The organism is Leclercia sp. G3L (assembly GCF_021117075.1).
In the GTDB taxonomy this organism is placed as follows: Bacteria; Pseudomonadota; Gammaproteobacteria; order Enterobacterales; family Enterobacteriaceae; genus Enterobacter; species Enterobacter adecarboxylatus_C.
This window is the reverse complement of record NZ_CP088265.1, coordinates 2,818,510-2,831,784: the sequence shown is the minus strand read 5'-3', so window position 1 is coordinate 2,831,784 and position 13,275 is coordinate 2,818,510. Positions and strand designations below refer to the sequence as shown.

Annotated in this window: 9 protein-coding genes; 3 read left to right on the top strand and 6 right to left on the bottom strand. The window is 57.3% G+C overall.

Annotation, left to right across the window (positions count from 1 at the left end; all coding sequences use genetic code 11):
- Both wzb and LRS40_RS14820 read right to left on the bottom strand, forming a co-directional pair.
- Positions 1 to 444 (bottom strand): low molecular weight protein-tyrosine-phosphatase Wzb, encoded by a 444-nt coding sequence (gene wzb / locus LRS40_RS14825; protein WP_142486387.1) that lies wholly within the window; start codon positions 442 to 444, stop codon positions 1 to 3.
- 5 nt (positions 445 to 449) lie between these two features.
- On the bottom strand, positions 450 to 1,586 hold the full coding sequence (locus LRS40_RS14820) for a polysaccharide export protein (protein WP_156264210.1): 1,137 nt from the start codon (positions 1,584 to 1,586) through the stop codon (positions 450 to 452).
- 691 nt (positions 1,587 to 2,277) lie between these two features.
- Here LRS40_RS14820 and LRS40_RS14815 point away from each other — a divergent pair.
- A complete protein-coding gene (locus tag LRS40_RS14815; protein ID WP_231311915.1) occupies positions 2,278 to 3,861 on the top strand; it encodes a TerC family protein in 1,584 nt (527 codons plus the stop codon).
- A gap of 46 nt (positions 3,862 to 3,907) precedes the next feature.
- Here LRS40_RS14815 and asmA read toward each other — a convergent pair whose 3' ends face one another.
- The 3 genes from asmA to udk form a co-directional block, all read right to left on the bottom strand.
- The gene (gene asmA / locus LRS40_RS14810) at positions 3,908 to 5,761 is read right to left on the bottom strand and encodes an outer membrane assembly protein AsmA (RefSeq protein WP_231311914.1); all 1,854 of its coding nucleotides are present in this window, start codon (positions 5,759 to 5,761) and stop codon (positions 3,908 to 3,910) included.
- A 27-nt stretch (positions 5,762 to 5,788) separates the two neighbouring features.
- Positions 5,789 to 6,370: a dCTP deaminase gene (gene dcd, locus LRS40_RS14805; protein WP_231311913.1), complete on the bottom strand. Its 582-nt coding sequence runs from the start codon at positions 6,368 to 6,370 to the stop codon at positions 5,789 to 5,791.
- Positions 6,371 to 6,461: 91 nt separating this feature from the next.
- Positions 6,462 to 7,103, bottom strand: a complete 642-nt coding sequence (gene udk / locus LRS40_RS14800) for a uridine kinase (protein WP_032612454.1) — start codon at positions 7,101 to 7,103, stop codon at positions 6,462 to 6,464.
- 344 nt (positions 7,104 to 7,447) lie between these two features.
- Here udk and LRS40_RS14795 point away from each other — a divergent pair, with 344 nt between their 5' ends.
- Positions 7,448 to 10,777 (top strand): diguanylate cyclase, encoded by a 3,330-nt coding sequence (locus tag LRS40_RS14795; protein WP_231311912.1) that lies wholly within the window; start codon positions 7,448 to 7,450, stop codon positions 10,775 to 10,777.
- Here LRS40_RS14795 and alkA read toward each other — a convergent pair.
- A complete protein-coding gene (gene alkA, locus LRS40_RS14790) occupies positions 10,748 to 11,611 on the bottom strand; it encodes a DNA-3-methyladenine glycosylase 2 (RefSeq protein ID WP_231311911.1) in 864 nt (287 codons plus the stop codon). The genes LRS40_RS14795 and alkA overlap by 30 nt on opposite strands.
- 133 nt (positions 11,612 to 11,744) lie before the next feature.
- Between alkA and yegD the strand changes: the two genes are divergently transcribed.
- Complete coding sequence (gene yegD, locus LRS40_RS14785; RefSeq protein ID WP_142486394.1) at positions 11,745 to 13,097, top strand: molecular chaperone; 1,353 nt, start codon at positions 11,745 to 11,747, stop codon at positions 13,095 to 13,097.
- The last annotated feature ends 178 nt before the right edge of the window (positions 13,098 to 13,275 follow it).

The window sequence follows — 13,275 nt, the reverse complement described above, 5'->3', positions numbered from 1 at the left end:
TTATCCCTGCTGAACGTTCAGTGCCTGTGCCCACTGGCGGGCAGACTGGTCGAGTAAGGTGTAAACCGCCTCAAACGCTTCATGGCTTTTGCGATACGGATCGGGGATCTCACGCTCGTTATCCCAGTGACCAAAGAGCATCACCTTGCCGCGCATCTCCGGTGCGATATCGCACAGGGCGTGGATGTGGCGTTTTTCCATGGCGAGGATCAAGTCATAGTCACGGCACAGGCTGGCTGACACCTGACGGGCGCAATGCCCATCGAGCGAAAGCTGATGCTCTGCCGCGACCTGACTTGCGCGCTCGTCAGCACCTTTACCTACCAGTGCCCCCAGCCCGGCTGACGCGACGGTCAGCTGTGGCTGGTACTGTTTCAAAAGCCGCTCAGCGGTGGGGGAACGGCAAATATTCCCCACACAAACCACCAGTATTTTGTTAAACATCGTTATCACCAGTTGTGGTACTGATGTACCGTGTCGGTCATGGTATGGATATTGTTGATGGTCGGCATCAGCTGGTTCATCACACGGTTCCAGCGCGTTATCGGCGCGGTGGTGACGTAGACCACGTCGTACGGCTGCAGGCGGAACCCGGTTGCCATCACCAGCGAGGTGGCATCAGACATATCCAGCTGGTAGACGTTGGCGATCTTGCCCTTCCCAGCGTTTCCTGTAATCGGACGGATCACGAAGATACCGCTGGCGTCGGAGGTGCTCATATCCAGCCCTTCCGCGTTGCCGAGCGCTTCGGTCAGGGTCATACCGCTCAAGTCCATCTTAAGAGTGCTCTGTTTCTTCACTTCACCCATCACGAACACTTTCAGGTCGTCGTTACGCGGCACAAACAGGATATCGCTCGGATAGAGCAGACGGTTCTGGCTCAGATCGCCGTTCTGCATCAGCGCCTGCAGGGAGATACGCTCCTCTTTGCCCTTATGGGTCAGCACCACGTTGCGCCAGTCGGCGCCATCGGTAAGGCCGCCCGCGGCGTTGATAGCGTCAAGCACCGTCAGCGGCACGTTGGTGATCGGCTGCTGGCCGGATTTATTCACCTGGCCGGAGACATAGACTTTCTGCGAACGGAATGCGGCGATATTAACGTCCACCTGCGGGTCAGCGATGTATTGCGCTAAACGGCCGGTAATATCACTACGGATCTGCGCGAGCGTTTTGCCCGCCACGCGAAGTTTGCCGACATAGGGATAGAACATGGTGCCATCCGCCTGAACCCAGTTGCCGGTATCGCTGGAGCTACGATACTGCCCCGCCGGGGTGGTCAGCTCCGGGTGATCCCAGACGGTGACGTTAATGACATCCCCGGGCCCGACGCGGTACTGGTAGTTGGCGATCTCCTGGTCGAGGCTGTTGTTAGGTCGCGCCACGACCGGACGAGGGCGTAATTGTTCAACCAGCTGCGGAGTCATTGGATAAACATTCACCATGCGGTTGATATCAAAATCAGCATCCTGCTGTTTAATCACATCCTTACCGGAAGTTGAGATATTGCTGCCGGGGAAGATTGTACAACCACTCATCAAGGTCACAGATACCAATAATGGCATCAATTTCATTTTGGATTTCATCATTGATTATTTATCACTTTGGCAGGTAATTACCCTGTGCGTTTAAATAAGCTAAAGGCGTATTAGTTTTAGCATGCAGTTAATAAAAGAGAAATATAACTGGCATCAGTCCTAAAAGAAGCTTATTCACCTTAAGGCTATTGACAGAATAATCGAGGCTGATCATCACGCCTTCAGGCACGCTACCGCCCTTGGCTTTCAGTTACCAATTCACTGCATAAACAGTAATTTAGGGATAAACACCCTCTTTGATATGGCATAACGGAAAAATATAAAAGGCAGGAAAATTCCGAACCCGATATAAGTTTTTCACGTCATTAAACCGACACAGAAATAGCATCAGGAAGCAGCGCAATTTGATGCTGAAAGAATTGTTGCAGCTAACGGAATAGCAGGCAAGGAAACATCAACGAAGGCGTGGCTTTTAAGATTAATATTAACGCCGACATTTCTGCATTTTTAGGAATAGCTTTATATTGACTTTATTCAATAGCCCTCTTCGACCTGCGATATTTCTTATTTTGCGAGAATACAGACTATTCACAATATTAACCTACAGAGTGCGGGGTTTATTTCCCCCATGATTCAGGAAAATCTGTGCAGATAAATGCCCGGCTGGCATTGCATTTTTCAGGCGCAGTATCCATGATCGAAATGTGACAATTGTCATATAACGAAAGGTATTACTCACACTATGGAATGGATAGCAGATCCATCAATATGGGCCGGTCTGGTCACCCTGGTGGTGCTGGAACTCGTGCTCGGTATCGATAACCTGGTCTTTATCGCTATTCTCGCCGAAAAACTGCCCCCTGCTCAGCGCGACCGCGCCCGCATCACCGGCCTGTTAATGGCGATGGTGATGCGCCTGCTGCTGTTGGCCTCTATCTCCTGGCTGGTGACGCTCACCCGCCCGCTGTTTACCGTCCACGGTTTTGGCTTTAGCGCCCGCGATCTGATCATGCTGTTTGGTGGTTTTTTCCTGATTTTCAAAGCCACCGTCGAACTCAACGAAAGGCTTGAAGGCAAGGACAGCGAGAACCCCACCCAGCGGCGCGGAGCCAAATTCTGGGCCGTGGTCGCACAAATCGTGGTGCTGGACGCCGTTTTCTCACTGGATTCGGTGATCACCGCCGTGGGAATGGTCGATCACCTGGCGGTGATGATGGCTGCGGTTATTATCGCCATTGCGCTGATGGTGATGGCCAGCAAGGCGCTCACGCGCTTTGTGAATGACCATCCGACGATTGTGATTTTATGTCTCAGCTTCCTGCTGATGATCGGCTTTAGCCTGGTGGCCGACGGTTTTGGCTTCCATATTCCGAAAGGCTATCTGTATGCCGCGATTGGCTTCTCGGTGATTATCGAGGCCCTGAACCAGCTGGCGATCTTCAACCGCCGCCGCTTCCTCTCCGCTAATCAGACGCTGCGCCAGCGTACCGCCGACACGGTTATTCGTCTGCTGAGCGGTAAAAAAGAGGATGCCGAACTGGATGCGCAGGCCGCCTCGCTGCTGGCCGACCACGACGACAGCCCGATCTTTGCCCCGCAGGAGCGGCGGATGATTGAGCGGGTGCTGCACCTTAACCAGCGCTCCGTCAGCAGCATCATGACCTCGCGCCACGATATTGAGCATATCGACCTCAACACACCCGAGAGCAGCATTCGTGCGCTGCTGGATAAAAACCAGCACACCCGCATCGTGGTTACAGGTGGCGAAAAGGAAGAGGAGCTACTGGGGGTGGTACACGTTATCGACCTGCTCAATCAGCAGCTGCGCGGCGAGCCGCTTAACCTGCGGGTGCTGATCCGTCAGCCGCTGGTGTTCCCGGAGATGCTGCCGCTGCTGCAGGCGCTGGAGCAGTTCCGTAATGCGCGTACCCATTTCGCCTTCGTGGTGGATGAGTTTGGTTCCGTAGAGGGGCTCGTGACCCTCAGCGACGTGATGGAAACCATCGCCGGGAACCTGCCGAACGAAGTGGAGGAGATCGACGCCCGGCACGATATTCAGAAGAATGCTGACGGCAGCTGGACTGCCAACGGCCATATGCCGCTGGAAGATCTGGTCCAGTATGTGCCGCTGCCGCTGGACGATAAGCGGGAATATCACACCATTGCCGGTCTGTTGATGGAGAACCTGCAGCGGATCCCGCAGCCGGGCGAAGAGGTTCAGGTGGGGGATTATGCGCTGAAAACGCTGGAGGTGGAAAACCACCGGGTGCAGAAGGTGCAGCTGATCCCGCTAATGACGCAGGATGATGTGGATTACGAGTTGTGATACTTTCACCCCGCCTTCCCGGGCGGGGTGTGAGAGAAATGAGCGCTTACTGAAGCTTCTCCAGTAACTTCTTCACATCTTTGCCGTTCTGCGAGTCTTTATTCTTATCCGCCCAACCGCTCAGACGGCGTTTCGCCTCATCCTGAAGATGTTTACGCAGCAGCTGATCCACCTGCAGGCTGTAGTTCAGCGCCTGCCAGTTGCCATAGACGTTCAGCGGGATCGGCGTCGTTTTGAGGAAATCGATCAGCTTACCTTCACCCAGCCAGCCCTCCAGCACGCGGATTTTGAAGCGGGTGTCGGCCGTCTCCTTGATCAGATCCAGGGTGCCGTTACCTTCGAGCGTCAGCATTGGCGAGGCGCCCTGCATATCATCCAGCGTCACCTGACCTTCATCGAGGCGCAGATCGGTGACAAAGCTATCCAGACGGGTCGCGTTATCGACGTTCTCTTTCACCTTCACATTGCTGCTGCGTTCTACGGCCTGCTGCACCAGCTGCTGGAAGTTAAGCCCTTCCATCCGGGTATTCTGCATTTCCAGATGGGCCTGACCCTGCCAGTGGTGACGGAAGGCGTCGGCGTCAATCTTGCTGCCAGAGAAATCACCCGCCATGGTCAGGCTACCGGTCAGCGAAATCGGGTAGTTAAAGGCCTTCAGGATGGTGCCGATCTCAATGTTGTCCAGACGCGGCTGGAACATCGACCGGGCAACGGCTTTACGCACATCGAGCGTACCGGGTAAGGAGATATGCCCTTCCCCCAGCTTACCGCTCAGTTCAGCAATGGTCAGAAGACCGTTTTTGTTGCTCATCTGGCTGGAGACTTGGGTAAAATCCATCCCTCGCCAGTGAACGGTATTGGCTTTCAGCAGAATATCGGCGCTAAAACCGCGCAGGCCGTTGTAATCGGGCTGCTCCAGACTGGAGGCGATCACCGGGCGCTGCGGTTTAGCCTGAGTTTGCCCCTGCTGTACCACCTCGCCGTCGGCGGCTGCGGCGTCCTGCGCCGGAAGGAGGTTTTCAAGATTGAGCTTGTCGAACTGCAGGTTCATGTTCCACTGCGGTTCCTTGCCCAGGATCACGCTCGCCTGTCCGGTGAGCGCGCTGTCATTGGCCTGTAAGCTGAGCTGGTTAAGCTCAAGCTGCTTCTGCTCTTCGCGCCACTGCGCCTGCAGCGTACCCTCCCCGCTGATGCCCTGCGCAGGCAGATCAACACCGGTCAGTTGCCAGCTCAGCTGCTGAATGTCGGCGCTGAGCAGGTGGGGATAATCAGAGGCGTTGACATTTGCTGCAAAGGAGAGGGTCAGATCGCGCTGATTGCGGTTAACGCGGCCGCTAAAGTCAATCTTGCCTTTGTGATGTTCATCCTGCTCCATATGCAGGTTGATATTGCGCACCGTGACCTGCTCGTCACCCTCATGCTGAAATACCAGCAGGCTGTCTGCCACCTTCAGGCGGCCAATATCGAATGACCAGCCGGCATCGTCCGCTTTATCCGGGAGCGTGTTTTCACGCGGGGCCACCGGCGCATCGGCATTACGTACCGCTTCAGACTGCGGGGTCAGCTGGATCACTGCCCCTTTAAGCATCACCTGATTGACCTGTAGCTGATGCGAAAAGAGCGGCATCAACGCCACGTCGAGGCGCATGTTGTCGGCGGCAACCAAAGGCACTGTCGCCCCCGGTGCGGTCAGCGACATACGCCCGGACAGGATGCTGAGCTGCGGCCAGACGTGCCAGCGCAGCGGCCCCTCCAGCTTCAGAGCGTAACCGCTGCGCGCCTCGACCTGACGCACCATGTAGGCGCGGAAGTCATTGGGGTTGACCAGCAGAACCAACGCTGACAGGCCAGCAACCAGCACCACCAGCAAAATCATCAGCGTTGTCAGAACTCTTCTCATGGCTTCCTCAATGGACCGGGTTTAAGCTCAATCTTTATCAATACGACTGGCGACCGCACCCTGCTGGTCGCGATATTTGGCGTCCTGACGGGCGTTATAAGGACGTGCCGCCGGGCCGGTTAACGGCTCAAAACTCAACGCGCCGATCATCATGCCCGGGCGCAGCGCCAGCGGCAGCTTACCGGCGTTGAAAAACTCCAGCACAATCCGCCCGGACCAGCCTGGATCGATACGGTGCGCGGTGACGTGCACCATCAGCCCCAGACGCGCCAGAGAGGAACGGCCGTCGAGCCAGCCGACCAGATCCGCCGGCAGGGTGACGGACTCAAAAGTGACCGCCAGCGCCAGTTCACCCGGGTGCAGGTAAAACGCGTCGCCGTCGTCCAGCACGATTTCATCACTCATCACCCGATCGAGCGCGGCGCTGACTTCATCTTTCGGCCCGCTGAGGTCGATAAAGGGCGCGGTATGTCCGCTGAAGGTACGAAACTTATTCCCCAGACGCACATCAACAGTGACGCCGTTAATCCGCTCGACCGGCGGGCGCGGGGTGATGGTCAGACGGCCTTCGTCCAGCCAGGCTTCAATATCTCGGTCACAAAGACGCATGCCACTTTCTCCTTTCGTGCATCGCGCCCTCAGGCCGATAAAGCCGGAGGGCGAACCCGATTATCTTTGAACGGTACACAATTCGCGCGTGTTATTCAAAAAACTGGCTGATTTTCGCTTTCAGGATATCAATGGCAATGCGGTTTTTACCCCCGCGCGGCACGATGATATCGGCATACTGTTTGGAGGGCTCAATGAACTGCAGGAACATTGGGCGTACCGTTTTCTGGTACTGCGCCATCACCGAATCCATGGAGCGGCCGCGTTCGTTCACGTCGCGTTTGATGCGGCGCATCAGGCAGATATCCAGCGGCGTATCGACAAAAATCGAGAAATTCATCGACTCGCGCAGACGGGCGTCGGTCAGCAGCAGGATCCCTTCGAGGATGATGACCTTTTTCGGGGCGATGCGCACGGTTTCCTGCAGACGGGTGTGTTCGACATAGCTATAGACCGGCAACTCAATGGCGGTGCCGTTCTTCAGGGCCTGGAGGTGCTGGAATAACAGGCTGTGATCCATCGCGCTTGGATGGTCATAATTGGTCTTAACACGCTCTTCCATCGACAGATGGCTTTGATCTTTGTAATAGCTGTCTTCTGGAATCACACCGATGTGCTCATCACCGACCTGTTCACGTAATTCACGGTAAAGTGTACTGGCAATGAGACTTTTACCTGAAGCCGATGCGCCGGCGATGCCTATAATGACGCACTGATGAGACTTATCAGTCATAAATTTTTGCGACCTGAGTAACCTGGATGTAAGGAAGGACGACGCCTGAGCGTCAAACGCGGCAATTATAGGGATTTCACGGGCCTGATACCAGTCGAATAGAAATGTTATGCGAGACGCGTTCAAAGTCCGTGCCGATCGTCCCTCTGGTAAATTTTCCCGGTTACTTTTCCAGCGTCAAAGGTGAAATTTTTGCAGGATAAGTATTTAATAACTCTGTGATGTCAAATTATGAGCACATACCATATTAATTGTAAATTGTTTGTACTAGCATGATCCAAATTAGAAAATGAACTCGTCCGGAGTTGGCTCCTGGCGGCATGGCGTCTTCGGATAAAGCGGTAATGAATAAAAAATACCAGCGCGTTTTGGTAACTACGCCACATCCTTTACTACGGCTTGTCAGTCTTGGTCTGGTTACCTTCATCTTCACTCTTTTCTCGCTCGAACTAACCCGTTTCGGAACATTTCTGGCACCTTTATGGTTCCCGACCTCCATTATGATGGTGGCGTTTTACCGCCACGCCGGAAAGATGTGGCCCGGGATCGCCTTCGCCTGCACCCTCGGTAACATCCTGGCCTCCTGGCTGATCTTCTCCTGGGCGTCGATCAACTTCTGGTATGCCGGCGTTAACATCGCGGAGGCCTTCGTTGGGGCCTTGCTGCTGCGTAAACTGCTGCCCAGCTACAATCCGCTGCAGAATCTGGCCGACTGGATCCGTCTGGCGATCGGCAGCGCCGTGCTCCCTCCCCTGCTGGGCGGGGTGCTGATTTATCTGCTGGTGCCGGGCGACGAGCCGCTGCGCAGTTTCCTGGTCTGGGTGCTGTCGGAGTCCATCGGCTCGCTGGCGCTGGTGCCTTTAGGCCTGCTGTTCAAGCCGCACTATCTTCTGCGTCACCGCAATCCGCGGTTATTGTTTGAAACCCTGCTGACCATGGCGGTAACGCTGGTTCTGAGCTGGATCTCCCTGCAGTTTCTGCCGTGGCCGTTTACGGCCATTATCGTTCTGCTGATGTGGAGCGCCGTGCGGCTGCCGCGCCTGGAAGCCTTCCTGGTCTTCCTGGTCACGGTGATGATGGTGTCGTTGATGATCGCCAAAAACCCCACCCCGCTGGCGACACAATATGCCAGCGCGATGATCAACGCCCCCTGGCTGCCGTTCCTGATGATGCTGCTCCCCGCTAACATCATGACCATGGTGATGTATGCGTTTCGCGCAGAGCGTAAGCACATCACCGAGAGCGAAGAGCGTTTCCGTAATGCGATGGAATATTCCGTTATCGGCATGGCGCTGGTCAGCACCGACGGCCAATGGCTACAGGCCAACAAGGCGCTGTGTCAGTTCCTCGGCTACAGCCAGTCAGAGCTGCGCTCCCTTAACTTCCAGCAATTAACCTGGCCGGAAGATCTTGAAAGCGATCTGGAGCAGCTTGAGCAGCTGTTGAACGGCGAAATCAACAGTTACTCGCTGGAGAAACGCTATTACACCCGTAACGGTGAGGTGGTCTGGGCGCTGCTGGCGGTGTCGCTGGTGCGTCACGCCGACGGCACGCCACTCTATTTTATCGCCCAGATCGAAGACATTAACGATCTCAAGCATACCGAATGGGTCAATAAGCGCCTGATGGAGCGTATTACCCTGGCCAACGAAGCGGGCGGTATCGGCATCTGGGAGTGGGACGTTAAACCTAACGTCATCAGCTGGGACAAACGCATGTTCGAGATGTACGAAGTGCCAGCGCACGTCAAACCTACCTGGCAGCTGTGGCACGAGTGCATGCTGCCGGAAGATCGCGCCCTGGCAGAACAGGTGGTACGTGATTCGCTGGCAGCCCGCATTCCGTTCAAGCTGGAGTTCCGCATCCGGGTGAAGGATGGCATTCGCCATATCCGCGCCCTGGCGAACCGGGTTCTCAATAAGCAGGGGGAAGTGGAACGCCTGCTCGGCATCAATATGGATATGACCGAGGTCAAAGAGCTGAATGAGGCGCTGTTCCAGGAAAAAGAGCGTCTGCATATTACCCTCGACTCCATCGGTGAAGCGGTGCTCTGTACCGATGTGAATATGAACGTCACTTTTATGAACCCGGTGGCGGAGAAAATGAGCGGCTGGCTGCAGCAGGATGCGCTGGGGCAACCGATCCTCTCGGTGCTGCATATTACCTTCGGGGATAACGGCCCGCTGATGGAGAATATTCATAGCGGGGATATGTCCCGGACGGATATTGAACAGGATGTGGTGCTGCACAGCCGCAACGGCGGCAGCTACGACATCCACTACAGCATTACCCCGCTGAGCACCCTCGACGGGCAAAACATTGGCTCGGTGCTGGTCATTCAGGACGTCACCGAGTCGCGCAAAATGCTGCGCGAGCTGAGCTATAACGCCTCTCACGATGCCCTTACCCACCTGGCGAACCGCGTCAGCTTTGAAGCCTATCTCAAGCGGATGTTACACACCGTGCAGGATACCCGTCAGCGTCATGCGCTGGTGTTTATCGATCTCGACCGCTTTAAGGCGGTCAACGACACGGCAGGCCACGCGGCGGGGGATGCGCTGCTCCGGGAGCTGTCGTCGCTGATGCTCAGTATGCTGCGCTCCACCGACATGCTGGCGCGCCTCGGCGGGGATGAGTTCGGCCTGCTGCTGCCGGACTGCAATACCGAAAGCGCGCGCTACATTGCCGGTCGCATCATTGACGCTATCAACGAGTATCACTTTATGTGGGAAGACCGCCTGCACCGGATTGGCGCCAGCGCCGGGATCACCCAGATCGACGAGCGCAACAATCAGGCCTCAGAGGTGATGTCGCAGGCCGATATCGCCTGCTACTCCTCGAAAAACAACGGTCGCGGCGTAGTGACGGTGTATGAACCGCAGCAGGAACGGATGCTTGACGCGCCGGGCACCATCTCGCTCGACGAACAGTGGCACATGATCAAAGACAACCATCTGTTGATGATCGCCCGCAGCGTCGCGTCGCCGCGGATCCCTGAAAGCAGCACCTTCTGTATGCTGGCCCTGCGACTGTGGACCAACGACGGCGAGATGCTGGAAGAGCAAGCCTTCCGGGCCGGGCTGGCAGAGCCTGAGCTGGTACACGCCCTCGACAGACGTATTTTGCAGGAGTTTTTCCGCAATTTCGCCACGCCACTGACCAGCAAAGGCACCGGGGTCGCCCTGCCGCTGTCGATGGCCGGTCTCGCCAGCGCCACGCTGGTGGATGAACTGCTGGAGATGCTGAGCGCCAGCCCGCTGCAGCCGCGTCTGCTGCATCTAGTGGTGCACGTCAGCGTGCTGACGCTGGAGGATGAGCACAGCCGCAACAACCTGGACAAGCTGCGTCAGGCCGGATGCCAGATTATCCTGAGCCACGTGGGCCGCGATATGGAGGTGTTCAACCACCTGAGCGCGCAGATGGCCGATTATCTGCTCCTCGATCCGGAGCTGGTGATTAACGTCCACGGTAATCTGATGGATGAGATGCTGGTGACCATTATTCAGGGTCATGCCCGCCGTCTGGGCATCAAGACCATTGCCGGGCCGAGCAATCAGCCGATCATGATGGATACCCTCTCCGGCATTGGTATTGACTATATCTTCGGCAATACCATCGGTGAGCCGCAGCCGCTGGAACTCCTGCTAAATACCACTTATTTCGCCATCAATTGATGGCGTCCAGCCCTCGGTATACCAGATGTGCAGCAGGGCGTACGAACGCCACGGCTGCCAGCGTTCGGCATAGCGGCGTATTTGCGCCGGGGTCATCCCGGCAAAGCGCTGCTTAATCGCATAATCATCCGCCAGAAAGACATCTTTGGCCTGCCAGCCGCGCAGGGCGAAGTAGTTCGCCGTCCAGCGGCCGATCCCCGGTCGGGTCTGGAGGGCTTTTATCGCGCTGTCGATATCCTCCGGGGTCTCCTGGGGGAAATCCCCCGCCACCACCGACTGCGCAAGATGAATCAGCGCTTCCGCGCGCTTCAGCGGCATGCCCAGCGCTTTCAACGCCAGCGGATCGGCACCCGCCACCGCGGCAGGCGTCGGGAAACAACGATAGCCCGGTGCCTCAGGCAGGGGTTCGCCGCAGAGCGCCACCAGCTTAGCCGTCAGCTTCGCGGCCATCGCCACGCTGACCAGTTGCCCGAGGATCGCGCGCACGCCCTGCTCCCAGGTATCAACGGAGCCCGGCAGGCGCAGGCCAGGCCGTGCGGCTCCCAGAGTGCCCAGCGCAGCGGCGATCTGCTGCGGATCGCAGTGCAGATCGAACAGGCGGGTGATGCGCGCCAGGCAGAGATCGGCAATCGGCAACAGTCCGTCGCTGAGCACCACCTCCAGCGTGCCCCTGGGTTGCGGCGTCACGTGGATCACCCCCCGGTATCCTTCGCAGGCAAAACTGCGGGTGTAGGAGGTGGGGGTCACGATTTCAATCCCGGCGACCGCACGATCGCCAAGAAATTTCAACATCCATTGCCAGTCATAGGGCGGCTGCCAGGTCAGGGTAAACATTGTCGCTCCTTATTTTGTCCTGTCTCAGCATAAACGGAGATGGCGGGTTGCGCCTTGCTTTCATATTCCTGTTGTCGCCAGCCTGACATTTCGCTAAAGTCTCGCCCCTTCTCAATGGCATGGGGACGTTGAAGTGTTTATCGGATTTGACTATGGCACCGCCAACTGCTCAGTTGCGGTAATGCAGAACGGGCAGCCGCAGCTGCTGAAAATGGAAAACAACAGCACGCTGCTGCCGTCGATGCTCTGCGCACCGACCCGCGAGGCGGTAAGCGAGTGGCTGTACCGCCATCACCAGGTTCCGGCCACCGGTACGGAAACCCAGGCGCTGCTGCGCCGCGCGGTCAACTTTAACCGCGAGGAAGACATCGACGTCACCCCGGGGAGCGTGCAGTTTGGCCTGTCGTCACTGAGTCACTACGTTGAAGATCCGGAGGAGGTGTACTTCGTTAAGTCACCGAAATCCTTCCTCGGGGCCAGCGGCCTGAAGCCGCAGCAGGTGGCGCTGTTTGAAGATCTGGTCTGCGCCATGATGCTGCATATTCGCCAGCAGGCGCAGTCCCAGCTGACGGAGGAGATCGCCCAGGCGGTGATTGGTCGTCCTATCAACTTCCAGGGGCTGGGGGGCGATGAGGCGAACCAGCAGGCGCAGGGGATCCTCGAGCGTGCCGCACAGCGCGCCGGGTTCCGCGACGTGGTGTTCCAGTATGAGCCGGTTGCCGCCGGTCTGGATTTTGAAGCGACCCTGAGTAGTGAAAAACGGGTGCTGGTGGTGGATATCGGCGGCGGGACCACCGACTGCTCGCTGCTGCTGATGGGCCCGCAGTGGCGCCAGCGTCGCGATCGCGAAACCAGCCTGCTCGGGCACAGCGGCTGCCGTATCGGCGGTAACGACCTGGATATCGCCCTGGCCTTCAAAAGCCTGATGCCGCTGCTCGGCATGGGCGGACAAACTGAAAAAGGCACCGCCCTGCCCATTCTGCCGTGGTGGAACGCCGTGGCGATCAACGACGTGCCGGCCCAGAGCGATTTCTACAGCGTCGCCAACGGGCGTTTTCTTAACGATCTGGTGCGCGACGCCCAGGACGGCGACAAAGTAGCGCTGCTGCATAAAGTCTGGCGCCAGCGCCTGAGCTACCGGATGGTGCGCAGCGCGGAAGAGAGCAAAATTGCGCTCTCCGGGGCCGCAGAGCACGCCGTGACGCTGCCGTTTATCAGCGACGAGCTGGCGACCGCCATCAGCCAGCAGGGGCTGGAAGCCGCGCTTGCTCAGCCGTTACAGCGCATTCTGGAACAGGTGCAGCTGGCGCTGGATAACGGCAACGAAAAGCCGGACGTGATCTACCTCACCGGGGGCAGCGCCCGCTCACCGCTGATTAAAAAAGCGCTGGCGCAGCAATTGCCGGGCATCCCGATTGCCGGGGGCGATGATTTCGGCTCCGTCACCGCCGGGCTGGCCCGCTGGGCGCAGGTGGTCTTTAGCTAGTGTGGAAATGCCGGGCGGCGCTGCGCTTGCCCGGCCTACAAAATCCGCACCAACACGTCGGCCGGGTAAGGCAACGCCGCCACCCGGCATGCAGACCGCACCGTCCGCGCCCCGCGCCATTCAGACAATTCCCGACAGTCTTCCATATTTCCTCCATTTTTCTGCTCCATTGCCTCAC